25 protein-coding genes and 1 tRNA gene are annotated in these 24,969 nt (G+C 66.6%); 11 read left to right on the top strand and 15 right to left on the bottom strand.

Annotated features, from left to right (window positions below):
- Positions 1–15 precede the first annotated feature (15 nt).
- The gene (locus VOI27_RS18995; protein ID WP_323767452.1) at positions 16–819 is read left to right on the top strand and encodes an HAD-IIB family hydrolase; all 804 of its coding nucleotides are present in this window, start codon (positions 16–18) and stop codon (positions 817–819) included.
- Positions 812–2,038 (top strand): glycosyl transferase, encoded by a 1,227-nt coding sequence (locus VOI27_RS19000; protein ID WP_323767454.1) that lies wholly within the window; start codon positions 812–814, stop codon positions 2,036–2,038. Before VOI27_RS18995 ends, VOI27_RS19000 begins: the two co-directional genes overlap by 8 nt.
- A gap of 19 nt (positions 2,039–2,057) precedes the next feature.
- Here VOI27_RS19000 and VOI27_RS19005 read toward each other — a convergent pair whose 3' ends face one another.
- Entirely contained in the window at positions 2,058–3,803 is a 1,746-nt protein-coding gene (locus VOI27_RS19005; RefSeq protein ID WP_323767456.1) for a sugar phosphorylase, read from the bottom strand.
- Positions 3,804–4,113: 310 nt separating this feature from the next.
- Positions 4,114–4,189, bottom strand: a tRNA-Trp gene (locus VOI27_RS19010).
- Between the two features lie 441 nt (positions 4,190–4,630).
- Here VOI27_RS19010 and VOI27_RS19015 point away from each other — a divergent pair.
- Entirely contained in the window at positions 4,631–4,867 is a 237-nt protein-coding gene (locus VOI27_RS19015; protein WP_323767458.1) for a hypothetical protein, read from the top strand.
- 359 nt (positions 4,868–5,226) lie between these two features.
- Positions 5,227–5,877, top strand: a complete 651-nt coding sequence (locus VOI27_RS19020) for a hypothetical protein (RefSeq protein ID WP_323767460.1) — start codon at positions 5,227–5,229, stop codon at positions 5,875–5,877.
- Positions 5,878–6,040: 163 nt separating this feature from the next.
- On the opposite strand, the gene rpsU is transcribed toward VOI27_RS19020, so the two are convergent.
- Positions 6,041–6,247 carry a 30S ribosomal protein S21 gene (gene rpsU / locus VOI27_RS19025; protein WP_008207378.1) on the bottom strand — a complete coding sequence of 69 codons (207 nt, stop codon included), beginning with the start codon at positions 6,245–6,247 and terminating at the stop codon, positions 6,041–6,043.
- A gap of 177 nt (positions 6,248–6,424) precedes the next feature.
- Between rpsU and VOI27_RS19030 the strand changes: the two genes are divergently transcribed.
- The 4 genes from VOI27_RS19030 (at position 6,425) to VOI27_RS19045 (ending at position 10,400) form a co-directional block, all read left to right on the top strand.
- Positions 6,425–7,909: a LysM peptidoglycan-binding domain-containing protein gene (locus VOI27_RS19030; RefSeq protein ID WP_323767462.1), complete on the top strand. Its 1,485-nt coding sequence runs from the start codon at positions 6,425–6,427 to the stop codon at positions 7,907–7,909.
- A 133-nt stretch (positions 7,910–8,042) separates the two neighbouring features.
- The gene (locus tag VOI27_RS19035) at positions 8,043–8,735 is read left to right on the top strand and encodes a COQ9 family protein (protein ID WP_323767464.1); all 693 of its coding nucleotides are present in this window, start codon (positions 8,043–8,045) and stop codon (positions 8,733–8,735) included.
- A 10-nt stretch (positions 8,736–8,745) separates the two neighbouring features.
- Complete coding sequence (locus VOI27_RS19040; protein ID WP_323767466.1) at positions 8,746–9,732, top strand: NAD(P)H-quinone oxidoreductase; 987 nt, start codon at positions 8,746–8,748, stop codon at positions 9,730–9,732.
- The gene (locus tag VOI27_RS19045; RefSeq protein WP_323767469.1) at positions 9,729–10,400 is read left to right on the top strand and encodes a class I SAM-dependent methyltransferase; all 672 of its coding nucleotides are present in this window, start codon (positions 9,729–9,731) and stop codon (positions 10,398–10,400) included. The genes VOI27_RS19040 and VOI27_RS19045 overlap by 4 nt, the downstream gene beginning before the upstream one ends.
- Positions 10,401–10,614: 214 nt before the next feature.
- On the opposite strand, the gene VOI27_RS19050 is transcribed toward VOI27_RS19045, so the two are convergent.
- The 12 genes from VOI27_RS19050 to VOI27_RS19105 form a co-directional block, all read right to left on the bottom strand.
- Positions 10,615–11,283 carry a phosphoribosylanthranilate isomerase gene (locus VOI27_RS19050; protein WP_323767471.1) on the bottom strand — a complete coding sequence of 223 codons (669 nt, stop codon included), beginning with the start codon at positions 11,281–11,283 and terminating at the stop codon, positions 10,615–10,617.
- Positions 11,284–11,293: 10 nt separating this feature from the next.
- Positions 11,294–11,644 carry a LapA family protein gene (locus tag VOI27_RS19055; protein ID WP_323767473.1) on the bottom strand — a complete coding sequence of 117 codons (351 nt, stop codon included), beginning with the start codon at positions 11,642–11,644 and terminating at the stop codon, positions 11,294–11,296.
- Between the two features lie 9 nt (positions 11,645–11,653).
- Entirely contained in the window at positions 11,654–11,935 is a 282-nt protein-coding gene (gene ihfB, locus VOI27_RS19060; RefSeq protein WP_323767511.1) for an integration host factor subunit beta, read from the bottom strand.
- 349 nt (positions 11,936–12,284) lie between these two features.
- Complete coding sequence (rpsA, locus tag VOI27_RS19065; RefSeq protein ID WP_323767475.1) at positions 12,285–13,964, bottom strand: 30S ribosomal protein S1; 1,680 nt, start codon at positions 13,962–13,964, stop codon at positions 12,285–12,287.
- Between the two features lie 266 nt (positions 13,965–14,230).
- Positions 14,231–15,328: a hypothetical protein gene (locus VOI27_RS19070; RefSeq protein ID WP_323767477.1), complete on the bottom strand. Its 1,098-nt coding sequence runs from the start codon at positions 15,326–15,328 to the stop codon at positions 14,231–14,233.
- A gap of 4 nt (positions 15,329–15,332) precedes the next feature.
- On the bottom strand, positions 15,333–16,331 hold the full coding sequence (locus VOI27_RS19075; protein WP_323767479.1) for an aldo/keto reductase: 999 nt from the start codon (positions 16,329–16,331) through the stop codon (positions 15,333–15,335).
- Positions 16,328–16,945 (bottom strand): d(CMP) kinase, encoded by a 618-nt coding sequence (locus tag VOI27_RS19080; RefSeq protein WP_323767481.1) that lies wholly within the window; start codon positions 16,943–16,945, stop codon positions 16,328–16,330. Before VOI27_RS19080 ends, VOI27_RS19075 begins: the two co-directional genes overlap by 4 nt.
- A gap of 24 nt (positions 16,946–16,969) precedes the next feature.
- Positions 16,970–18,319 carry a 3-phosphoshikimate 1-carboxyvinyltransferase gene (aroA, locus tag VOI27_RS19085; RefSeq protein WP_323767483.1) on the bottom strand — a complete coding sequence of 450 codons (1,350 nt, stop codon included), beginning with the start codon at positions 18,317–18,319 and terminating at the stop codon, positions 16,970–16,972.
- Between the two features lie 592 nt (positions 18,320–18,911).
- Positions 18,912–19,625, bottom strand: a complete 714-nt coding sequence (trmB, locus tag VOI27_RS19090; RefSeq protein ID WP_323767485.1) for a tRNA (guanine(46)-N(7))-methyltransferase TrmB — start codon at positions 19,623–19,625, stop codon at positions 18,912–18,914.
- Between the two features lie 11 nt (positions 19,626–19,636).
- A complete protein-coding gene (locus VOI27_RS19095; RefSeq protein ID WP_323767487.1) occupies positions 19,637–20,188 on the bottom strand; it encodes a DUF421 domain-containing protein in 552 nt (183 codons plus the stop codon).
- A gap of 73 nt (positions 20,189–20,261) precedes the next feature.
- Positions 20,262–20,882: a DUF998 domain-containing protein gene (locus VOI27_RS19100; protein ID WP_323767489.1), complete on the bottom strand. Its 621-nt coding sequence runs from the start codon at positions 20,880–20,882 to the stop codon at positions 20,262–20,264.
- Between the two features lie 153 nt (positions 20,883–21,035).
- Entirely contained in the window at positions 21,036–22,208 is a 1,173-nt protein-coding gene (locus VOI27_RS19105) for an acetyl-CoA C-acyltransferase (protein WP_323767491.1), read from the bottom strand.
- Positions 22,209–22,300: 92 nt separating this feature from the next.
- On the opposite strand from VOI27_RS19105, the gene VOI27_RS19110 reads away from it, so the two are divergent.
- The 3 genes from VOI27_RS19110 to VOI27_RS19120 all read left to right on the top strand — a co-directional run bounded on the left by VOI27_RS19110 (position 22,301) and on the right by VOI27_RS19120 (position 24,937).
- Positions 22,301–22,639, top strand: a complete 339-nt coding sequence (locus VOI27_RS19110) for an STAS domain-containing protein (RefSeq protein WP_323767492.1) — start codon at positions 22,301–22,303, stop codon at positions 22,637–22,639.
- A 23-nt stretch (positions 22,640–22,662) separates the two neighbouring features.
- Entirely contained in the window at positions 22,663–23,115 is a 453-nt protein-coding gene (locus VOI27_RS19115; RefSeq protein ID WP_323767494.1) for an ATP-binding protein, read from the top strand.
- Positions 23,116–23,359: 244 nt separating this feature from the next.
- Entirely contained in the window at positions 23,360–24,937 is a 1,578-nt protein-coding gene (locus tag VOI27_RS19120; protein WP_323767496.1) for a gamma-glutamyltransferase family protein, read from the top strand.
- Positions 24,938–24,969 lie beyond the last annotated feature (32 nt).

A 24,969-nucleotide genomic window follows, 5' to 3' on the forward strand; every position in this document is an offset into this window, starting at 1 on the left:
GCCTAGTCTTTGGGCATGACACATCCGCTTCCCCTCCTGGTCTTCACCGATCTCGACGGCACGCTGCTCGACCACGACAGCTATTCCTATTCCCTGGCCCGTCCGGCACTGCAAGCGCTGGAGGCGTTCGGTGCGGGCGTTGTGCTTGCCACCAGCAAGACCGCCGCCGAGGTGGCGCCGCTGCGCCGCGAGCTGGGCCTGACCGACTGGCCCGCGATCGTCGAGAACGGCGCCGGGCTGCTCGAGGCCGGCGCCGAGGCCGACACCGACGACAGCGCCTATCGCGCCATCCGCAGGGCGCTCAAGGCCTTGCCGCAGGCGGTCGGAGCCTTCGAGGGGTTCGGCGACATGAGCGACGCGGGGGTCGCCGGCATCACCGGTCTTTCGCTGGAACAGGCCGCGCTGGCACGCCGCCGCGCCTTTTCCGAGCCGGGGCGCTGGACCGGCAGCCCGGGCGCACTGGAGAGTTTCCTCGCCGCCGCCCGCGACACCGGGCTGCATGCCCGCCGCGGTGGCCGCTTCCTCACTTTCTCTCGTGGCCAGACAAAGGCAGACCAGATGGCGGCGCTGATCACCCGTTACGCGCCGCGCGTGACCCTGGCGCTCGGCGATGCGCCCAATGACGTCGAGATGCTGAAAACCGCCTCTCGCGGCGTCATCATCCCTAATCCGCACAGCCGCCCCCTGCCCCGACTGCCCGGCGAAGCCGCCGGCCGGGTGACACGCGCCGAAAAGCCGGGCCCCGAGGGCTGGAACACCGCCGTGCTGGCCCTAGTACAAGACCTGACGCATAACAAAAAGGCGCCTTCCGATGGCTGACTTCCACCAGAACGGCAATATCACCACGCTCCACAACCTGCGCACCCGCGAGCTGGATGACCTGGAATACGAGCTGACCACCTATGCCCAGACCCGGCGGATCTCGCTGATCCTGCCGTCGCTGTTCTCCGAGCTCGAGGGCGAGGCGCTGCCCAACATCCTCGACGAGCTGTCGCACGTGCCCTATCTGCACCGGATCATCGTCGGGCTCGACCGGGCCAACGAGGCCGAGTACCGCCACGCCCGCAAGTTCTTTGACCGGCTGCCGCAGACCCACACGGTGATCTGGAACGACAGCCCCCGGATGCAGGCGCTGAACGACCGGCTCGAAGCGCTGGGCCTTGCGCCGCAGGAGCAGGGCAAGGGCAAGAACGTCTGGTCCTCGATCGGCTACCTGATCGCCTGCGCCGACAGTGCGGTGCTGGCGCTGCACGACTGCGATATCCTGACCTACGAGCGCGAGATGCTGGCGCGGCTGGTCTACCCGGTCGCCAACCCGTCGTTTCCCTACCAGATGTCCAAGGGCTATTACCCGCGGATCGGCGATGACAAGCTGAACGGTCGGGTCACGCGGCTCCTGGTCTCGCCGATTCTGATCGCGCTGAAGAAGGTGATCGGCGACCGCGATTACATCGATTACCTGCGCAGCTTCCGCTATCCGCTGTCGGGCGAGTTCGCCATGCGCACGCCGATCCTGCCCGACCTGCGCATTCCCTCGGACTGGGGGCTGGAGATCGGCACCCTGTCAGAGGCCTGGCGCAACCTGGCGCCGAAATCGGTCTGCCAGGTGGAGATCTCGGACGCCTATGACCACAAGCACCAGGACCTCTCGCCCGAGGATGCCTCCAAGGGCCTCAGCCGCATGTCGACCGACATTTGCAAGGCGATCTTCCGCAAGCTGGCCGCCGATGGCACGGTGTTCACGCCGAATGTCTTCCGCACGCTCAAGGCCACCTACTACCGCACCGCGCTCGATCTGCTCGACGGCTATGCCAATGACGCGGCGATGAACGGGCTGAAGTTCGACCGCCACCGCGAGGAAAAGAGCATCGAGCTCTTTGCCGAGAACATCATCTCGGCCGGTCAGGTGTTCCTCGACAACCCGCGAGAGACGCCGTTCATCCCGACCTGGCACCGGGTGCATGCGGCCGATCCCAAGTTCCTCGCCGACCTGCGCAGCGCGGTCTCGGCCGACGAGGCGGAGTTCGACGTGAGCTAGGGCCAGATCAGCGCCCGGATCACCAGCGGTTGGTGATCCAGCGGCACTGGTAAGGCGCAAAGACGATCTCCTCGCCTGTGGCGTCGATCTCCTCGCCGGCCAGAAGGTCGAGCCATGTCTCGCCCTCGATCAGGTTCACCGAAGAGGGCGCGATCCGCAGGTCCGCGTCGCTGACGTTGTGCAGGGCAAAGATCGATTGCGACCGGTCGAGGCTCTGCCGCCAGAGACCGAAGATCCGTTCGTCCAGCGTCAGGGTGAACTGCGTGCCGTTGGGGTGAAAGGCCGGCTGCCGGGCGCGCAACTTCAGCCGCTCGGACATCCGCCGCAGCACCTCGGACTGGGTGCTCTCGGGGTCCTCCAGCCGCTCCAGCAGACTCGGGTAATCCCAGCGGTGGCGGTTGATCGCCCGGTTCATGCCGCGCCGCTCTACGGCCTCGTGATCGTTGGGCGTGGCCAGCATCGAGTGGATGTAGAACGCCGGAATGCCCTCGAGCGACATCACGATGGTCTGCGAGGAGAGGAAACGGTCGATGTGGTGATCGTCCTCGCCCTTGAAGGTGCGCCGCATCGCCTCGAAGAACGAGGAGTTCAGCTCGTAAGGCTCCTGCCCGCCGCCCGGCAACGAGCGCATCGAGACCAGCCCGCCGGCGGCCTCGACCGTCTCGATCATCCGCGCCTTTTCCTGCGCCGGCAGAACACCATCGGCCGGCCGCATGCCGATGCCGTCATGGCTGGCGGTGAAGTTGAGATAGGCGCAGCCCAGCTGCGCCGGCGGCATCGCGGCCTGCCAGCGGTGCAGGTAGCGCACGCTGCCAGATTGCATTGCATGCAGAATCAGCGGCGGCAGCGGGAAGTTGTAGACCATATGCGCTTCGTTGCGGTTGCCGAGGTAGCTCAGGTTCTCGGTCCGCGGCACGTTGGTCTCGGTCAGCAGCACCACCGTCTCGGTGGCGAAATCACACAGCAGCCGCATCAGCTGCACCACCGCATGGGTCTGGCGCAGGTGGATGCAGGAGGTGCCGATCTCCTTCCACAGGAATGCCACCGCATCGAGCCTCAGGATGCGCACGCCGTTGTCGATATGCATGCGGATGATCCGCAGCATCTCGATCAGCACCTCGGGGTTGCGGAAATCGAGGTCGACCTGGTCATGCGAAAAGGTGCACCAGACATGCCGCGGGCCGCTTGGCGTCTCGATCTCCTGCAGAAGCGGCGTGGTGCGCGGCCGGACCACCTCGTTCAGGTCATCCTCGGGGCTGGCTTCAAAGAAGTAGCGGTCATAGGGCGCCTGCCCCTGCCGGTAGGCATTGAACCACGGCCCCTGGCTCGAGACATGGTTGAGCACCAGGTCGGACATCAGGTGAAATTCGTCGGCGATCCGCCGGATATCGGCCCAGCCGCCAAGCTCCGGGTTGACCGCGCGATAATCGGTCACGGCAAAGCCGTCGTCGGAGGTATAGGGAAAGAACGGCAGGATATGCACGCCGTTGACCACCCCCTTCATCTTGCGCAGCAGGAAATCATGCAGCAGGTCGAGCGGCTTGTGCTGGCCGTCAACGATCGAGTTGCCATAGGTGATCAGCACCGCGTCATGCTCCGACCAGAGCTTGTTCGACGGCACCCGCCCGCGCTTGCGGCGGTGCGCCTCCTCGGGCCAGAAGGCCTCGAAGATCTGGCTCGTCAGGATATGGGCATCGAGATCGGGGTAGATCTCCTTGACCAGTTTGGTCAGTCGGGTGGAGAAAGTGGCGGAGGGGGACGCCATGCGCAGGTGATCTCCTCTTGGTTACCTCGGGGGCGGTCAGTCTCTTGCGAGTTTGACGCCCGCCGGCCGGGTGGAGTCAATTCCGGCGCGAAACCCGGACCGGCCTGAGAGGCCATTGTCCGGGCAATTGCTTCGCGCTGCTCAGGAATTCAGCGTAGTGGCGGCCGGGAGTGAGTGCAAGCGGACCACCCAAGGGTCGGCGGCGGGCCATTGGCTCGCGCAGAACCAGCGCGACCCAGGCGGATCATGGCACAGGAAGCACGGCGCGTGTGCGCCGCTCCGGGCACATTCAGACCTGACTTGAGAGAAATGGCAGGGGCAGCAGGGTTCGAACCCGCGACCTACGGTTTTGGAGACCGTCGCTCTACCAGCTGAGCTATACCCCTGTGGCCGGGTGACCGGATACTACCGGCCCGAACCGAAATCAACCCCGATTTTCCCGCCCCACGCATCCTGCCCCCCCGACAGCATGATACGGGTCAGGATCGGGCTTCCGTCGCTGCGCGTCACCGCGCCGTGATGCGATGTTTCAGTTTTTCCCGTGCATGAACGCACAATTAATGTTGATCTCCCTCAGGGCCCGGTTTGACAGCGGCGTCTCGCGAGCTCACCCGGCGCCGCCGGATCAATCGATCTCGAAAAACAACCTGTTTTCATCCGGTTGGGCGCAAATCCCGCGGTTTCAAGTCCACGTTTCGGTGAGCCGCCGTGACCCAGAGCGTGATTTGAGCTTCGCCGCCGCCTGCCCCAATTTCACTCGTGTCGGAGGCAAACACCGACATCGGACAACATCGCCCCGCGGGGCACAACCAAAGTTAGGAACCACCATGAAAAACGTCATCGCAATCACCGCACTGATCCTCGCCGGCGCCGCCACCACCGCTTCGGCTGCCACCGTTGCCAACTCGGTCGCGACGCAGGCCATCCACCAGTACGCCCCCGACGCCGACCTGTCGCAGCTCTCCGAACGCCAGATCCTGGTGATCCTGAACGCGATCAACTCCGACGAGTCGCGCAGCGAAGTCTCCTCGACCGTGCGCTCGCTGGTCAACAACGCAGGCTGAGCCCGCTGCCAAAGCCGTTCTGCCGGATACCTCCCTCCGGCAGAACAGCCCCTCAAACCGGCCCCAGTGGCCGGTTTTCGCGTTTTCAGGCAAGGGTTTCCCCCCCCGACACCCTCCTTCCGTGCCGGGACAGGTCGCGCCTCCGCGAGCGCGCGAAACTGAGGTCATGAGGGCCCGGGCCGGCTGCTAGTGTGATTAGCGCTCTCGGCAACAAACATCTTGTTTACCAGCATTTACGGGTCGCGCCATTGAGACCGGGCCGACCTGCGCCACTTGGATTGGTGCTGGTGGCAGTGACCTGTCACCTAACGTGTAACCAAGTGCCGGCCCCCCACGGCCGTTTAACGAAAGGACAAAACATGAAACGCATGATTTTTGCAAGCGCCCTCGCCATCGCCAGTGCAACCAGCGCCTATGCCGCGACCATCGAGGCCACCGAACAGAACCTGCTGGCAATCCAGCAATACGTGCCCGAAGCCACCATGATCGACCTTGAGGCCATGTCCGATACCGAAATCCGCGTCATCCTGAACGCGATCAGCTCGGGCGACTCGGGCGGCGACAAGGCTTCGACCGTACGCGCCCTGTTCATGGACGCCAGCGATGTCGATACGGAGTCCGCGACCACGTCGGATTTCGCCAACGAAGCCAACCTGGTGGCGATCCAGCAGTACGTGCCCGAGGCCACCATGGCCGATCTCGCGAACATGGATAACGAGAAGATCGCCACCATCATGAACACCATCAACTCGGGTGATGCCGGCGGTGACAAGGCGTCGACCGTGCGTTCGCTGTTCGAAGCTGACGACTCGATGGCGATGAATGCCAATGCGACCTCGGATTTCGTCAATGAAACCAACGTCGCCAAGATCAAGGCCTACGCCCCCAGCGTCTCGCTCGCTGATCTGGCGCGCATCGGTGACGAGGAAGTTGCCATCATCCTGAACATCATTTCGGGTGAAGACAGCGAAGGCGACAAGCGTCAGGCCATCCAGGCCCGCTTCGAGTAAGCGTTTCGCACATCCCGGCCGGTCCCTTCGGGTCTGGCCAGTGTCAAGGGACCGGTCGCGAGGCCGGTCCTTTTTTCGTCTGGCGCCAGACTTTGGCCAAAGAAAAACCCCCGAAGCGTAAGCCCGGGGGTCCGTATCTTTTCGTGTCCAAAGCCGGGGCTGCTCAGAGCATCCCTTCGCGCTGGGCTTTCTTGCGCGCCAGTTTCCGGGCACGGCGGATCGCTTCAGCTTTCTCGCGCGCTTTTTTCTCGGACGGCTTCTCGAAATGTTGCTTGAGCTTCATTTCGCGGAATACGCCTTCACGCTGCAGCTTTTTCTTCAGGGCACGAAGCGCCTGATCGACATTGTTGTCGCGAACACTAACCTGCATGTGGTTTTCACCACCTTTCTAAGTTTGAGTTGCAAGGAAATTGCAGGAAGCCGCCATATAGCAATCCTCACAGCATTTGTCCAGCCCCGCACAGCACGTCCCGCCAGGCCGGAGCCTTGGAACATCCGCAGTGCGGGCATTGTTGACCGGGAACATTCGCAGACCAAGGAAGACACCATGCCCAGCAGCACAACACGCCGGATGACCGCCACCACCGCGATCCTCGCAGGCGGGCTGATGCTCTCGACCAATGCGGTGTCGGCCCAGTCGCGCTGCGGAGCGACTTATGAGGTCGCCGCCGGCGACACGCTCTACAGTATCTCGCAGTCCTGCCGGGTGTCGCTGGCGCGGATCATGGACCTGAACCCCTCGCTCGGCAATCCGCGCGATATTTCCGTCGGCACCCGGCTCCAACTGGTGGCCGGCGACGATGCCGCCCAGCCGAGAGACGACGTCCCCCGCGGCGGTGAACGCTACGAGGTCCAGGCCGGCGACACGCTCTACAGCATCGCCCGTCGGTTCGGCGTTTCGGTGCTGGAACTGATCAGCGAGAACGGCGAACTCGATCCGTCGCAGCTCGATATCGGCGAGATCATCGGCATTCCCGACGACCGTCCGGCCGCCACCGTCGAGGTCTCGCCGCGTTCCGGCACCGCCGGCACCCGGGTGACGGTCAGCGCCAGCAACCTCAGGCCAGACGACTACGTGACCATCGGCGCCGGTCGCCGCGCCGCCGAGTGGCAGGCGCTGCGCGAAGTGCAGGTGGACAGCGATGGCGACCTGCAGGCCGAGGTGGCGCTGCCCGACTATGCCGATGCCGGTGACACGCTGATCTTCGTCGTCGACACCGATCGCGGCGTGACCTTCAAGTCCGACCCGTTCGATGTGGTGGCCGAACGCTCCGGCCGGCTCAGCCTGGAAGGCCGGGTCGAGGCCGGCGCTGAGTGCCCCGAACTGGTGACCCCAGATGGCGATCGCTATGCACTGGCCGGCGATACCCCGCCGGTCACCATCGGTGAATACGTCGAGATCACCGGCACCGAGGCGCCCGCCTTTTGCGCTGCTGACCTGACCACCGTCGATGTCCGCGAGTTGCGCGAGGTCAGCCCGCCCGAGGGCGGCAACGGCGGCGTCACCCTGGAAGGCCGAGTGCGGCCCGGCACCGAATGCCCGGTGCTCGTGGCGCCGGGTGGCGACCGCTACGCGCTGACCGGCGAGGATGTCGACGGTGCCATCGGCGAATACGTCGAGATCGACGGCACCCGCGCCGGAATGTCATTCTGCATGGAGGGTCGGAGCACCATCCAGGTCACCGACCTGCGCGAGGTCTCTCCACCCGAGGACGGTCAGCAGGTCACCGTGGACTACATGAAGGGGGCCTGGGCCGCCAAGGGAGGCGATTGCGACCGGTCGGATTTCGATGTTTCCAATGTGCCCGGCGGCGGCCTCGCGGTCGAAACCTCGCTCGACGGCGCGCCGCGCACCGACCGCGTCGAGACCGGTGCCACGGCGGCCTTCATCTTCGACAGCCCGCACCGCGAGCTTGAACTCGAGCGCCGCGGCGTCGACGGTGTGGCGGTGCTGCCTCCGCAGCAGGGCGCAATCGAGCTTGGCGGGCGTCGCATTTCCGGTGACGGCCGGGTGTTCGTCAAATGCGGATGAGCGGCCCCGGACGGGGGCCTGACGTCTCGCCGCCCCGCATCCGCGCCCGGTGGTTTCATCCAACTGGGCGGCGGATGCGGGTTTCACCGCGCTGCCCGCCACGGTATCCTCTGGCTGACAGGAGAGAGAGCCAATGACACAGACCCCGGTGGAAGACAGGCTGCTGAAGGCCATCATCCCGCATGTCCCCTTCGACGGTTGGAGCGAGGCCGCCTATCGCGCTGCCATTGCCGAGAGCGAGGTCAGCGACACCGTTGCCCGGGCGCTCTATCCGCGGGGCGCGGTGGACCTCGCGCTGGCCTATCACCGCCGGGGCGACAGCGCGATGATCGCGCGGATCAACGAGACCGACCTCTCGGCGATGCGGTTCCGTGACCGGATCGCCTTTGCGGTGCGCGCCCGGCTCGAAGCGGTTGACGACAAGGAACTGGTGCGACGCGGCATGACGCTGTTCTCGCTGCCGAACCACGCCCCCGACGGTGCCCGCGCGGTCTGGGGCACCGTCGATGCGATCTGGACGGCGCTCGGCGACAGTTCCGACGACGTCAACTGGTACACCAAGCGCGCCACCCTGAGCGCCGTCTACAGCGCCACCGTGCTCTACTGGCTGGGGGACCAGAGTGCGGACAACCATGCCACCTGGGAATTTCTCGACCGCCGGATCGACAACGTGATGCAGATCGAGAAGCTCAAGGCGCAGGCGCGCGACAATCCGGTCTTGTCCAAGCTGATGGCTGGCCCCAACATGGTGCTGTCGCGCCTGCGGGCGCCGAAACCGCCGTCAGGCTTTCCGGGGCGCTGGCGGCCTGAGGATACCGACAACTAAGGGACACGCGATGACCAAGACGATGCAGGCGGTGGAGATCACCGCCCCCGGCGGGCCGGATGTGCTGCAACTCACCGAGCGCCCGGTGCCAGAGCCCGGACCGGCCGACGTGGTGATCCGGGTGGCCTGGGCCGGGGTGAACCGCCCTGATGCCCTGCAGCGCGCCGGGGCCTATGCGCCGCCCCCGGGCGCCAGCGACCTGCCCGGCCTCGAAGCCGCCGGCGAGATCGTGGCAATCGGGTCGAACGTCAGCGACCGGACTGTGGGCGACAAGGTCTGCGCCCTGCTCCCCGGCGGCGGCTATGCGGAATACGTGGCGACCCCTGCCGCGCATTGCCTGCCGGTGCCAAAGGGCATGGAGTTGAAAGAGGCGGCCTGCCTGCCGGAGACCTATTTCACCGTCTGGTCCAACGTCTTTCGCCGCGGCGGCTTGCAGGCCGGTGAGCGTTTTCTGGTGCATGGCGGCTCGTCCGGCATCGGCACCACCGCGATCCAGCTGGCGCAGCATTTCGGCGCCAGGGTCTTTGCCACCGCCGGCTCGGCCGAGAAGTGCGAGGCCTGCACCGACCTGGGTGCCGAACGCGCCATCAACTACCGTGACGAGGATTTCGTCGAGGTGCTGCGCGCCGAGGGCGGCGCCGACCTGATTCTCGACATGGTCGGCGGCGATTACATCGCCCGCAACCTCAAGACCCTCGCCGAGGATGGACGGCTGGTGCAGATCGCTTTTCTGCAAGGCCCCAAGGCCGAGGTGAATTTTGCCCCTCTGATGACCCGGCGGCTGACCGTCACCGGCTCGACCCTGCGGCCGCAGTCCGATCTCGCCAAGGCGCGCATCGCCGAGGACCTGCGCCGCGAGGTCTGGCCGCTGCTGGACGCTGGCCGGATCGGTCCGGTGATGGACAGCGAGTTTCCCCTGGCCGAGGCGGCGGCGGCCCATGCGCGGATGGAGGACGGCGGGCACATCGGCAAGATCGTCCTCAAGGTGGCGGGATGAGCGAGGACAAGCCGGAGCGGATGACGCCGCTCACCCTGCTGCAGGAACACGCCGTCCGCGACAGTTTCGAGACCTTCCGCGAGGAGATGGCGCAGGCGATGCTGTTCCCGCGCAAGGCGTGGCTGCGGAAATACTGCGCAAGGCAGGCGCTGGCGACGCATGGTCCCAAAGCGCTCTTCGCCGAGTTCGGGGTCTGGCGCGGCCATGGCGCCAACCTCTTTGCCCGGATGATCGAGGGCGAAGGCGGTCACGTGACCGGCTTCGACAGCTTCGAGGGGCTCGAGGAGGACTGGACCGGCCACCAGAAGGGCGGCGAGACCGGGCGCTACAACCTCGACGGCGAACTGCCGGACGTGCGGCGCAACGTGACGCTGGTCAAGGGCTGGGTGCAGGACACGGTGCCGGGCTGGCTGGCGGAACAGGGCGATGTGCCCTTTGCGCTGGCGCATTTCGACATGGACACCTATACGCCCACCGCCTTCGTGCTCGAGCGGATCCGGCCGCGGCTGGTGGCGGGCACGGTGCTGCTGTTCGACGAACTCTACGGCTATCCCGGCTGGCGGCACCACGAGTACAAGGCGCTGCGCGAAAGCCTGCCGGAGGACAGCTACCGGTTTGTCGGGTTTTCCGAGCAGGCGGTGGCGATCGAGATGACGCGGGCGGTGTGACGGCAAGGGAGGGCAACCAAGGCCCGAAATATGGGCGCGGCTCGCCCCGTCGCACCAGAGGTGCGCCGATATTAGTGGTCACGCCTCTGGCGTGACCGGGCTGCCGCTTAGGCTGCTGCAGGAACTCCCGAATGAAGGTTCTACGGGTTTTGCCGGGATGAAGTGGACAACACAACCGTCGGAGCGCCACCTGGCAGGCAGCCGCCGGCCCGGTTCAGCGCAGCTTGGGCGGTGCTTGACGTCCCGCGTTGGCCGCCTTCACAAACGCCGCCATCTTGCCCGCATCCTTGATCCCCGGCCCGCTCTCGACGCCGCTGGCCACATCGACCTGGGTCGCGCCGGTCATCGCCACCGCTTCGGCCACGTTGTCAGGCGTCAGCCCGCCGGCCAGCATCCAGGGCACCGGCCAGCGTCGCCCGGCGATCAGCCGCCAGTCAAAGGTCAGCCCGTTGCCCCCCGGCAGCTCGGCGGTCTTCGGCGGCTTGGCATCGACAAGCAGCTGGTCGGCGACCCGGCCATAGGTCTCGAGCGGTGCGAGGTCAGAGGCATCGGCCACCCCCACCACCTTGATCACCGGCAGGCCATAGCGTGCCTTGATCTCGGTCACCCGCTCGGGGCTCTCCCGGCCATGCAGCTGGATCATGTCGAGTGGCATGCCGCCGGTAATGGCATCGAGCAGCGCATTGTCGGGATTGACCACCAGCACCACCTTGGCAATCCCCGGCGGCACGTCCAGCGCGAGCTGACCGGCATTGGGAATATCCACGTAGCGCGGTGATTTCGGAAAGAAGTTGAAGCCGAGGTAATGCGCCCCCGCTTCGGCGGCGGCAGCGACGTCCTGCGGCCGGGTCAGGCCACAGATCTTGGTGCGGACATCGGTCATCGGCGGCGGATCAGCTCGCCTCGTCGAGAATGGCCAGGACCTCGTCCTCGCCTTCATGCTTCTCGGCGCGCAGACGGCGCAGCTGGCGCTTGAGCTCCTTGATCTCGCGGTCCTTGCGGGCGCTCTCGGCGCGCTGCTTGAACTCTCGCAGCCACTCCCAGATGAACCCGATCAACAGGCCCAGGGCGACCCCGGCAATGATCACCACGAAGAGCGGCAGATCGATCGACTGATTGGTCGCGGCCAGAGCGGCGAGCCCCGATGGCAGCAGCGTCAGGGTGACGATATCGCGGTTGGCCACGGCAACGGCGACAAGCGCCAGGGCCACGATCGCCAGAAAGGCGTATTTGATATAGCGCATGGTGTGACTTTACTTTCCGTTCAGACGATCGCGCAGCAGCTTGCCGGTCTTGAAGAACGGCACGTGCTTTTCTTCCACCTCAACGGCCTCGCCTGTCCGCGGGTTCCGTCCGGTGCGCGCGTCGCGTTTCTTGACCGAGAAGGCACCAAAGCCCCGCAGCTCGACCCGATCGCCGCGCGCCATGGCGCCGGTGATCTCTTCGAAGACGGTGTTTACGATGCGCTCCACATCGCGTTGATAGAGGTGCGGGTTTTCATCCGCAAGTTTCTGGATCAGTTCCGATCTGATCATCTGCGCCATCCCCCCTGAACCGGTCCGGGCGTGAAGTCTCACCTTCGTGACTATAGATAGATTGTCGGGGTTCGCAAACATGCGCGAGGGGCAAACTCCCTGAAAATCCGCGATTTTTTCGCTTGCGCAGGCGCTGCGGTGCCAAATCGGGCGGCAAATCGGCGGGCCGTGGCGATTGCCGGCCTGTCAAGGCCCGGCTTTGATTCGGAGCGTTTTTCAACGCGGCCCTGCCGCCGCATCAGCCGGGTCAGGCCTGAGGGCGGCTCTGAGGGAAGGCCTGAGCGCGGGCCAGAAAAAAGCCCCGGTGCAGCGCACCGGGGCTTTTCCATTCTCACAACACGCGCGTGGCTTACTCGTCGCCGCCCTTCAGCGCCGCGCCGAGGATGTCGCCCAGCGAGGCGCCGGAGTCGGAGGAGCCATACTGCTGCACGGCCTCTTTCTCTTCGGCGATCTCGCGTGCCTTGATCGACAGGCCGAGACGGCGGGTCTTGCTGTCGACGTTGGTGACGCGGACGTCGACCTTGTTGCCGACCGAGAAGCGCTCGGGGCGCTGTTCGGCACGGTCACGCGACAGGTCGGAGCGGCGGATGAAGGACTTCATGCCTTCGTATTCCACCTCGATGCCACCGTCTTCGATCGCCGTCACTTCGACGGTGATCACGGAGCCGCGCTTCACGCCGCCGATCGCATCGGCAAACTTGTCGCCGCCGACGTTCTTGATCGAGAGCGAGATACGCTCCTTGTCGATGTCGACCTCGGAGACCACGGCCTGGACCATGTCGCCCTTGCGGTAGTTCTGGATCGCGTCTTCGCCACGCTCGTCCCACGACAGGTCCGAGAGGTGAACCATGCCGTCGATCTCGCCGGGCAGGCCAACGAACAGACCGAACTCGGTGATGTTCTTGACTTCGCCTTCGACGACGGTGCCCTCGGGATGGGTCTCGGCAAAGACTTCCCACGGGTTGCGCATGGTCTGCTTGAGGCCAAGCGAGACACGGCGTTTCGCCTGGTCGATTTCCAGCACCATGACCTCGACCTCTTGCGAGGTGGAGACGATCTTGCCGGGGTGCACGTTCTTCTTGGTCCAGGACATTTCCGAGACGTGAACCAGACCTTCGACACCGGGCTCGAGCTCAACGAATGCACCGTAATCGGTGATGTTGGTCACGCGGCCCTGATGGGTCGATTCCAGCGGGTACTTGGCCGCCACCAGATCCCACGGGTCTTCCTGCAACTGCTTCATGCCGAGGGAGATACGGTGGGTTTCCTTGTTGATCTTGATGACCTGGACCTTCACGGTCTCGCCGATCGACAGGATCTCCGAGGGGTGGTTGACGCGGCGCCATGCCATGTCGGTGACGTGCAGCAGGCCATCGACACCGCCGAGATCGACGAAGGCGCCGTATTCGGTGATGTTCTTGACCACGCCGTCGACCGCCTGGCCTTCGGCCAGGTTGGCGATGACTTCGGCACGCTGTTCGGCACGGCTCTCTTCGAGGATCGCACGACGCGAAACCACGATGTTGCCACGGCGACGGTCCATCTTGAGGATCTGGAACGGCTGCTTCAGACCCATCAGCGGGCCGGCGTCGCGCACGGGACGGACATCGACCTGCGAGCCGGGCAGGAAGGCGACGGCACCGCCGAGATCGACGGTGAAGCCACCCTTGACGCGGCCAAAGATCGCGCCTTCGACGCGCTGGTCGTCGGCATAGGCTTTTTCCAGGCGATCCCAGGCTTCCTCGCGGCGGGCCATCTCGCGCGAGATGACGGCTTCACCACGGGCGTTCTCGGCGGAGCGGAGGAAGACCTCGACTTCGTCGCCGACGGTGATGTCGGGCTGTTCGCCGGGATTTGCGAATTCTTTGAGCTCGACGCGGCCTTCCATCTTGTAGCCGACGTCGATGATGGCTTGTCCCGCTTCGATCGCGATGACCTTGCCCTTGACGACAGTCCCCTCGTCGGGAGTGTCCATTTCGAAGCTTTCGTTCAGGAGGGCTTCGAATTCCTCCATCGATGTGTTTGCCATGTGGCGGTAGATTCCTTTTTCAAGTCACTATTCTGGCCGGGTGGTTGTCTCCACCGGTCTTATGTGATGCCCGCCATTGCGACGGACCTTTGGTCACGTGGGCCTCCGCAAAACGAAAGAGGGCCGGTAAATCCCGACCCTGCCCGATCTCTTGTTCTACGGCGTTGATCGCCTTGTCGACGGAGCGTCCTTACACCTCTGCGATGCGAGTTTCAAGACCCTTCGATGGCGCGAGGAGGCGCGGCAAGGGGCCGAGGAGCCGCTCCTCAAGCCCGTGCGGGCTTTCCTCGCAGCACCTCGGCCGCGACCGCCGCATCGGGATCGGGCACGGTGTCCTCGGGCACCTCATCGCGCTTGAGGCTTTTCCACCCGGTGGTCAGGCTGCGGCAATGCAGGAAGGCCAGATCGCCATGGGTACGCCGCCGCAGGAACGGCAGCCGCTCCATGCCGTGCACATCCCAGCTGAAGCCCCCCAGCCGGCCAGACGGCACCAGACACCATTTCGGCGGGCAGGGTTTCGGCGGCTGGGCGGTATGGCTGTGATCGAGGTGACTGAAAGGCCCTTCCGCCCCCGGCGCCGGATAGACCCAATGCCCGGCCACCTGGACGAATCCCAGCCGCGAAGCACAGGCGGCGTCGAACACGCTCTCGCCGCGCGTCACCACCAGCTCGTCCACATCGCAGTTCAGCACCGCCCGCGCCTGCCCCAGAAACCGCAGACGCAGCGCGTTGAACAGGGCGGTCTGCAGGTATTTCTCGGTCCGGCGATAGGGTTTCAGCCCCACCGGCCCGTATTTGAACGGCACCGACAGCACCTCGAGCCGCCGCAGCCCGACCGTCTCCAGCGCCGCGCTGAGATCGGCCAGGGTGTACTCGGTCGAGCCATTGTCCATCACGATCAGCGCCTCGAGCCCGTGGGCCTCGCGGTGATAGCGGGCATGGGTCACCAGCCAGTCGATCGGGTTGTCCTTGGACATCACGAAGGCGGTGTTGAGACCGGCGAACTCCTCATGCGCCGCCCGGCTCACGCGGCTGGTGCCGGTCCAGCCCTGCATCAGCACCGAAACTTCACCGGGGCAGACCGGCGCATCGAGTTCGGCCACCTCGTGGCGGGCATAGCGCCGCAGCCGGCGGAACTTCAGCGGCCTGTCGTCGCCGCGAAACACCGCCTTGCGCAAGGCGCTGCGAAAATTGTTGAGCGGCGGGCAGACCAGCGAGAGCCGCCCCTCCGACCAGATCGCATCGTACCAGAGCGTTTCGCGGTCCAGCGCCTCGAGATAGCCCTCGGGCCGGTACGTCTCGGCCAGCACCGAAGCGCGCAGCATATGCGCCGGCAGGCGCAGCGAGGCAAAATCGCCGGTCATCGGCTCAGCAATACCGCTCGGGCCCGACGTATTGGTCGGCGGTGTAGCGGTCGCCATGGGCCCAGCCCACCGGCAGTGCCGCTTCGATCCGGGCGAGGTCGTCTGCCGTCAGCGACAGTTGGGCGCCGCGCACGCATTCGCGAAAATGGCTGACCGAGCGGGTGCCCGGGATCGGAATGACATGACCGCCCTGCGCCAGCAGCCAGCCGATGGCCAGCGCCGCTGCCGGCTCGCCCATTTCGGCCGCCAGCGCCCGCAGACGGTCGGTGGCCGCGAGGTTGGCGGCGTGGTTGGGCGTCACGAACCGCGGGTTGGTCTTGAGGAAGGCCAATGTCGCGACCTGCTCGGCCGAGACCGGAGCGTCGGTCAGGAGGCCGCGGCCCAGCGGCGAAAATGCCACCAGCGCGGTGCCCTGACGGGCGCATTCCTGCACCAGGCCGAGCTCCGGCGCGCGGGTCGCCAGCGAGTATTCCGACTGCACCGCCGCCACCGGTGCCACCGCGCAGGCGCGGCGCAGCGAGGCGGGCGCGATCTCGGAAAAGCCGAAGGCCTTGATCTTGCCCTTGGCCTGTAGCGCCACCAGAGTTTCCGTCACCTCCTCGATCGGCCGGGCGCCCTCGCGCCGGTGGACGTAGAACAGGTCGACCGCCTCAAGCCCCATCCGCGACAGGCTCTGGTCGAGCTCGGCTTCCAGGTGCTCTGCCGAATTGTCGAACCGGCGGTTGCCCTCGGCGTCGCGGGTGATGCCGGCCTTCGTGGCAATGTGGAACTGGTCGCGGGCCGCAGGATTGCGCCGCAGATAGGCGCCGATCGCCGCTTCCGAGCGGCCCATGCCATAGACGTTGGAGGTGTCGATGTGGCTGACGCCCAACTCGATCGCGGCCTCGAGGATCGCCCAGGAGTTCTCTTCCGTGGTGGGCCCGTAGAACTCGGCAAAGGACATCGCGCCCACGCCCAGGGCCGAGACCCCGGCGCCGGCGATCTTGCGGGTCGGCAGGCTCATGCGCCCGTGCCCTGCCGCGCCCGCACCGCGTCGAGCGCGGCGGCAATCGCGGCCTCGATGCTCATCTCGGTGGTGTCGATATGCACCGCATCCTCGGCCGGTTTCAAAGGCGCCTCGGCGCGGCCCATGTCGCGCTCGTCGCGCGCGCGTACATCGGCCAGAACGGTGTCGAAGGTGGTGTCGAGACCCTTGCCGGACAGCTCCTTGAAGCGCCGTTCGGCGCGCACCTCGGCGCTGGCGATGACATAGAGCTTGGCCTCGGCCTCGGGGCAGATCACCGTGCCGATGTCGCGCCCGTCCAGCACCGCGCCGCCGTCGCGCCGGGCAAAGGCGCGCTGAAAATCCACCAATGCGGCGCGCACGTCCCCCAGCACCGCCACTTTCGAGGCGGCCTGCGCGACCTCGGGGGTGCGCAGGCTGGGGTCTTCGAGGGTCTCTGCGGTCAGCGCCTGCGCCGCCGCCAGCGGCTCGGCCCCGTCGAGCACCTGCCGCCCGACCGCGCGATAGAGCAGCCCGGTGTCGAGATGGGCATAGCCCAGCTCGCGCGCCAGCGCCTTGGAGATCGTGCCCTTGCCAGAGGCCGCCGGCCCGTCGACTGCGATGGTGAATGCCATGGGGTTGTCCTTTCCGTTGCCGGGTTATGCCTCGCGGCGGATATCCGCGCCGAGCTGTGCCATCAGCGGCTCGAAGATCGGGAAGGAGGTGGCGATCGGCGTGCCGTCGTCCACCCGCACCGGCGCTTGCGTCGACATGCCGAGCACCATGAAGGACATGGCGACGCGGTGGTCGAGATGGCTGGCGCAGGTCGCTCCGCCCTTGACCGTGCCCGGCCCTTCGCCGGTGACCTGCCACCAGTCCGGCCCGTCCTCGACGGTGACGCCGCAGGCGCGCAACCCGCTGGCCATGGCCTCGATCCGGTCGCTCTCCTTGACCCGCAGCTCCTTGACGCCGGTCATCCGGGTGACGCCCCTGGCATTGGCCGCCACCACCGAGAGCACCGGGTATTCGTCGATCATGCTGGCGGCGCGCTCGGCCGGCACGTCGATGCCTGTCATATCGGGCGAGAATTTCGCCCGCAGGTCGGCCACCGGCTCGCCGCCCTCATCGCGCAGGTTTTCATAGGCGAGATCGGCGCCCATGTCCTTCAGCGTGGTGAAGAGCCCGGCGCGGGTCGGGTTGAGGCCGATGCCGGGCACCAGCACGTCAGAGCCGGGCGTGATCAGCGCGGCGCAGACCGGAAAGGCGGCGGAAGAGGGATCGCGCGGCACGGCGATGACCTGCGGCTTCAGCTCGGGCTGGCCGGTCAGGGTGATCACCCGGCCCTCCTCGGTCTGCTCGGTGGTGATGGTCGCGCCGAAGCCGGCCAGCATCCGCTCGGTGTGATCGCGGGTCGCCTCCTGTTCGATCACCACCGTCTGGCCCGGCACGTTGAGCCCGGCCAGCAGCACCGCCGATTTCACCTGCGCCGAGGGCACCGGCACGGTGTAGCGCACCGGCACCGGGGTCTCGGCCCCCACCAGCGTCATCGGCAACCGGCCGCCAGAGCGGCCGACGGCCTGCGTGCCGAACAGCGCCAGCGGGTCGGTGACCCGCGCCATCGGCCTTTTGTTGAGGCTGGCGTCGCCGGTATAGGTCACCGCGATCGGCGTGGTCGCCGCCGCGCCCATGATCAGCCGCACCCCGGTGCCGGAATTTCCGCAGTCGATCACCTGGTCGGGTTCGGCAAAGCCGCCGACGCCGACGCCATGTACATGCCAGGTGCCGTCGTCGTCGCGGGTGATCTCGGCACCGAAAGCGCGCATCGCCTTGGCGGTGTCGAGCACGTCCTCGCCCTCGAGCAGCCCGGTCACCACGGTCTCGCCCACCGCCATGGCACCGAGGATCAGCGACCGGTGCGAGATCGACTTGTCGCCGGGCACCTCGGCGGTGCCGGAGAGCGGGCCGCAGGGCGCGGAGATCATCGGGATGGGCGTGCCGTGGCCGGACATGGGCGGGTTCCTTCGTTATCGCTCGCGGCTACATAGCAAGCGGCTTGGAGGGGGTCCATCCCGTGGCGGACACCGGTTGGAAAAAGCGATGGTCTCGCGCGGGGGTGCCAGACAGGTGCCACGCCTTAGACGAAACAGAAGCCGGGCCAGCGGCTGCCCGCGGGGTGCCGCTGCAACGGTAGTGGTGTCCACTTTATGGTCGCAAAATCCGTAGAACCCCCGAACGACGCGCCTGCAGCAGCCAAAGCGGCAGCCCGGTGGGGCGGGCAGCCGCTGGCCCGGCGGGCTGCGCCCTTGTTCCGGGCCGCGGAAATTCACCGTCAGCACTGGTGGCGACGCGCCGGATCACGTCCGGCGAGCACAGGCGCCAAACAGGGACCAGTGCCTCCGCTAGCGAAACAGAAGCCGGGCCAGCGGTTGCCTGCGGGGTGCCGCTCTGACGGTGTTGTGGGCCACATTTATTCCGGCGAAGTGCGTAGACCCTCTGGCCTAAGCGCCTGCGGCAGCCAAAAGCGGCGGCCCGGTGAGGCGGGCAGCCGCCGGCCCGGCGGGCTACGCCCTTGTTCCGGGCCGAGGGTCGCGACCGTGCCGACTAAACCTTCCGAAACGTCAGGTAATGCGGCACCCGGCCCTCGCGCAGGGCCTTCTGCTCGTAGCGCGTCGAAATCCAGTCGTCCCAGGGACGCCGCCAATCCTCCGGCCCCTCCGCCTGCCACGCGAACCCGAACCGCGGCACCTGTTCCAGCGTCTGGCGCACATAGTCGGGGATATCGGTCGCCACCCGGAACTCCGCCCCGGGTTTCATCAGCGCCGACAACGGCTCGAGATGCTCCGGCGTCACGAACCGCCTCCGGTGATGGCGCGTCTTGGGCCAGGGATCGGGATAGAGCAGGAAGGCCTTCGACACCGACCGTTCGGGCAGCACGTCGAACAGGTCGCGCGCATCGCCGGGATGGATGCGCAGGTTGTCGACCCCGGCCTCGCGCACCTTGCCCAGCAGCATCGCCACGCCGTTGATATAGGGTTCCGCCCCGATGATGCCGACCTGCGGGTTGCCGGCCGCCTGATGCACCAGGTGCTCACCGCCGCCAAAGCCGATCTCGAGCCAGAGATCGCGTCCGCCGAACAGCGCCGCGACGTCCAGAGGCGCGCGCTCGGGGTTTTCCTCCCAACCCACCGGGCCGGGCGACAGCGCCGCCAGGTCCTCGTCAAGATAGCGTTCCTGCGACTTGCGCAGGCCCTTGCCCTTGAACCGGCCGTAGAAATTGCGCCAGGGCGCGCCCGATGGGTGTTTTGTCTCGCTCATGGGGCGCGGGTTTAGCCGGGCTTGGCCGGCGGCGCAACGGCACCGTCATCGCGCCGCTGCACCCCGTCAAGCAGGTGCGGCGACAGCGCCTCGCCATGCAGCACCGAGAGATCGCCGGTGGTCTCCAGCACCACCGCCCGTACTTCGGAGAAGTCGAGCACATTGGCCTCGCGCAGCTTGGCGATCAGGTCCCCCTGCGAAACCCGCGTCGCCTCGAGCGCGCCATCCAGGATCACCCCGTCGCGCATCAGCAGCACCGGGGTGTTCTGCACCGAATGCTCCACCAGATCGGAGGCCTTGCGCGCCCGCGCGATCACGTATTGCACCCCGAGCAGGACCGAGATAGCCAAAGCTGGCTGAAAAAACTCACCCCATTCCGTCGCCTGCGAGGCGCCGGCCAAAAGCGAGCCGACGGCCACGGTGGCCACGAAATCGAACGAGGTCATCTTGGAAAACGCCCGCAGACCGATGCAGCGCACCACGAAGATCACCCAGAACATCGCCAGCGTCGACAGCAGCAGGGCGCGCAGAAGCACGTCGAATGGGGCGTATTCGGCAAACATCGTTCTAGCTCTCCTCGTGTCTTGTCTTCACGTCATCGGGCGATGACCGACCTGACCGCGCCGCGCCCGCCCTCTAGCCACAGACCCGGCGCGACAGATGCGCCAGTGTCGCCACCATCGCCATGGCGATCACCCCGAGATAGCGCTCGTAGAGCCCGTCGATATCGGTCGGCAGAAAGAAGAACACCGGCGCCGACACCAGCCAGAGCAGCGCCAGCCCGATCAGGATGCGGGCATGGCCGGGGCTGTGCAGCCTCGCGCCGCGCGCCAGCGCCAGCGGCACCAGCAGCAAAAGCAGGCCCAGCGCATAGACCAGATAGATATGGATCACGACGCCCTCGTTGTCCTGATCGCCATATTCGTTTCGCGCGCCGACCAGAAAAACGATCAGCCCCAACAGCGCCAGTCCCAGCAGCCCGAGGCTCCACTCCCAGCCGCCGAGGTGCAGATGCGCCGCCAAGAGCGCGGTGGCGATCAGCGCCGCCGAAAAGGCATAGATGCCGATGTCGACGATGAACTCGTATCTGCCGGCCCCCAGATCGCTGATCGTGTCAGCGATCCAGTCATGATCGGGCACCACGAAATCGGCAATCAGGATTGTCACGGCAAAGATCACGCAGCCGAGACAGGCATAAAGGCTCAGAGCGGTGACGAGCCCGCGCCGGGCCTCTGGATACTGGGTCTGGCTGACCATCGGGGCCCCTCTTGGTGTCGATTGCGGCGACAGGATGCGCCGGTCGAGCAAGAGGTAGGGTGGTCCGACCCGGTGTCGAGCCAAGAAGTGCCGCGGAACCGCCTCTCGCGGACCCTGATGGGCGCGCGGCGAGGCTGTCGTCCGGGCCGAACCCTACGCCAGCTCCACCGCGATGGCCGTGCCTTCGCCGCCACCGATGCAGATCGCCGCGACGCCACGTTTCAGCCCGCGCGTTTCCAACGCGTTGAGCAGCGTCACCATGATCCGCGCGCCGGAGGCGCCGATCGGGTGGCCGAGGGCACAGGCGCCGCCGTTGACGTTGACGATGTCACGCGGCAGGCCCATTTCCTGCATGAAGGCCATCGGCACCACCGCAAAGGCTTCGTTGACCTCCCAGAGATCCACGTCAGAGACCCGCCAGCCGATCCGTTCCAGCAGTTTTCGCGCCGCCGGCACCGGCGCTGTGGTGAACCAGCCCGGCGCCTGGGCGTGGCTGGCATGGCCGAGGATCCGGCCGCGCGGCGCCACGCCCTGCGCCTCGGCCATCTCGCGGGTGCCCAGCACCAGCGCCGCCGCGCCGTCAGAGATCGACGAGGCATTGGCCGCCGTCACCGTGCCGTCCTTGCGGAAGGCCGGTTTCAGCATCGGGATCTTCTCGGGCCGCGCCTTGCCGGGCTGTTCGTCGCAGGTGATGATTTCTTCGCCGTGCCGCCGGTGCAGCTTGACCGGCGCGATCTCGTCGGCAAAGGCGCCGGTGCGTTCGGCCTCGAGCGCATTGTCGAGCGAGGCGATGGCGTATTGGTCCTGTGCCTCGCGGGTAAACTGGTAATGCGCGGCGCAATCCTCGGCGAAGGTGCCCATCAGCCGGCCCTTGTCATAGGCATCCTCGAGCCCGTCGAGGAACATGTGATCGACCACCTGGCCATGGCCGATCCGCGCGCCGCCGCGCATCTTGGGCAGAAGGTAGGGCGCCTCGGTCATGCTCTCCATGCCGCCGGCTACGATTGCCCCGGCCTGGCCCAGCGCGATGCGGTCATGCGCCATCATCGCCGCCTTCATGCCAGAGCCGCACATCTTGTTGATCGTGGTCGCCGGCACCGCCTCGCCCAGGCCGGCAGCAAAACCCGCCTGACGCGCCGGCGCCTGGCCCTGGCCGGCCGGCAGGACGCAGCCCATCAGCACCTCGTCCACATCAGGCTTGCCGGCATCGCGATGCGCCGCGGCAATGGCGACCCCGCCCAGCGTGCTGGCCGCAACGCCCTCGAACTCGCCCTGAAATCCCCCCATCGGGGTGCGCGCGGCACCCAGGATCATCACATCGTTCATGGCCTGTCTCCCAAATCCTCACCCCTGCATACAATTTAGTAAGGTTTGCCGTCTAGCGTAGGGGTGATTTCGTAACGCAAGGTGACCCAGCCATGGACATGAGCAGCAGGACCGAAGGTGCATTGCAGATCGTCTCGGTCAACGCCCAACGCATCGACGCCGCGGTGGCGATCCAGTTCAAGGACGTGATGCGGGCCGAGACCGAGGGCCCGGCGACACGGGTGATCCTTGACCTCAGTCAGGTGGATTTCATCGATTCCAGCGGCCTCGGCGCCATCGTCGCCGCGATGAAACAGCTCGGACCCGGGCGCAAGCTCGACCTGGCCGGGCTGACGCCAACGGTCGAGAGCGTCTTCCGGCTGACCCGGATGGACACGGTCTTTGCGCTGTTTCCGACGCTCGACGCCGCGCTGATGGCCCCCGCAGGCTGACGTCGCCAGAGGAGCACGGCCCCTTGCAACCGGCAGCCAAGCCCCGCACCACCGACCGCAGCGCCAGCTTTCGCGCCCGCACCGGCGGCCTGGCGGTGCGCAACCTGCTGGCGCGGGCGATGCGGGCGCTCGAGCGCTGGGGCTATCCGCCGCAAGGCCGCGGCGCGGTCGAGCTGGTGCTGGCCGAGGTGCTCAACAATGTCGCCGAACATGGCTATGACCAGCGCGATGGCGGTCCCTTTCAGCTTGAGCTGCAGCTGACCGACAGCACGCTGACCTGCATCGTCACCGATCACGGCCGCCCCTTTCCCGGCGGCGACCTTCCAGAAGGCCGGCCTGCGCATCTCGCCGGGCCGACCGAGGATCTGCCCGAGGGTGGATTCGGCTGGCACCTGATCCGCGAAATGACCGCCGACCTGCGATATCACCGGAAAGACAACCGCAACGAGCTCACGCTTCTCTTTATGGTTGTGTGACATCGCGCACAGTGTTATGCAATAGGGTCGTCACCGGGGGATTTGCCGCAAAGAGGCCGCAAAGCCATCCAATCGGTGCCTGAATGAACAGCGATACAGTACGGGTAGCTGCATAAAGCTTCACCTCGGTACCGCGTATTAACAGCCCCCACCCAGTGCGCGGTGCCGAGGTCCCTTCTCCCGAAAACGCGATTTTCTTCCGCCCTCCGGGGCGTTAGCCTCCTGCCAACCACGGAGGCTCCTGATGCGCGATTTCCATTTTCCCGGACGTTCCCCTGTCCTTGCCCTGAACGGCATGGTCGCCACCTCGCACCCGCTCGCCGCCTCGGAGGCGCTGGCCTGCCTGCGCGAGGGCGGCAGCGCGATGGACGCGGCGATCTGCGGCGCGCTGGTGATGAGCCTGTGCGAGCCGCATATGTGCGGGCTGGCGGGCGACTGCTTTGCCTTGATCAAACCGGCGGGCGCGGATCGGGTGATAGGCTTCAACGGCTCTGGCCGGGCGCCGGCCTCGGCCGATGCGGCGCGGCTGCGCGCCGAAGGTCACGCCACGATCCCCGACGGCAGCGCCGATGCGGTCACCATCCCCGGCGCGGTCGACGCCTTTTGCCGATTGTCAGAGGCGCATGGCCGGCTCGGGATCGACCGTCTGCTGCAACCGGCGATCCGCCATGCCGAGGCCGGCGTGCCGGTGGCGGCGCGGGTCGGATTTGACTGGCCCAACAAGGCTCCGCGGCTGCAGGGCGCGGCCCGCGACTACTATTTGAGAGACGGCCAGCCGCTGGCCCCCGGCGCGCTGTTCCGTGCCCCCGGCCAGGCCGAGGTGATGCGGCGCATCGCCCGCGATGGCGCTCGCGGCTTCTATGAGGGCGAAGTGGCTGAAGACATGCTGGCCGCGCTTGGCGGGGCGGGTGGCAGCCACACCGCCGAGGATTTCGCCGGCACCCGCGGCGAAGAGACCACGCCGATCACCGGCCAGTACCGCGCCACCGAGGTCTTCGAGCATCCGCCCAACGGCCAGGGCGCGACGGCGCTCCTGCTGCTCAACATTCTGGCGCAGTTCGACCTGTCTGCGATGGACCCGTTCGGCGCCGCCCGCACCCACCTCGAGGCCGAGGCCAGCAAGCTCGCCTATGACACCCGCAACCGGCTGATCGCCGACCCGGAGGTCAGCGACGCCACCGCGCGGATGTGCAGCCCCGAGCTTGCCGCGGAGCTGGCGGCGCGGATCGATCCGGCGCGGGCGCAGCCCGCCCGCACGCGGATCACCGAGCAGGTGCATCGCGACACCATCTACATCACCGCCGTCGACCGCGACGGCATGGCGGTGTCGCTGATCCATTCGATCTTTCACAGCTTCGGCTCGGGCCTCGCCAGCCCGAAGTTCGGCCTGCTGCTGCACAACCGCGGCTGCGGCTTCACCCTGGAGGCGGGCCATCCGAACGAGCTGGCCCCGGGCCGGCGGCCGCTGCACACCATCATTCCGGGGATGCTGGGCGAGGCCGGTCGCGTCAGCATGCCCTTCGGGGTGATGGGCGGGCAGTATCAGGCCTGCGGCCATGCCCGCTTTGTCACCAACCTGCGCGATTTCGGCATGGACCCGCAGTCGGCCATCGACGCGCCGCGGGCGTTCGTCGACGACGGCCGGCTGCAGCTCGAACGCGGCTATGCCCCCGAGGTGGCGGCGAAGCTGGCCGCGCTGGGCCATGACGTGGTCACCCCGGACGAGCCGATCGGCGGCGCCCAGGCCATCGCGATGCGGGATGAGGGCGTGCTCGAAGGAGCATCGGACCCGCGCAAGGATGGTTGCGCGATCGGGTATTGAACCGAGCGTCAGCGGTAGATCGGAAGAGCGTC

The organism is Marinovum sp., from assembly GCF_034669705.1.
GTDB lineage: Bacteria > Pseudomonadota > Alphaproteobacteria > Rhodobacterales > Rhodobacteraceae > Marinovum.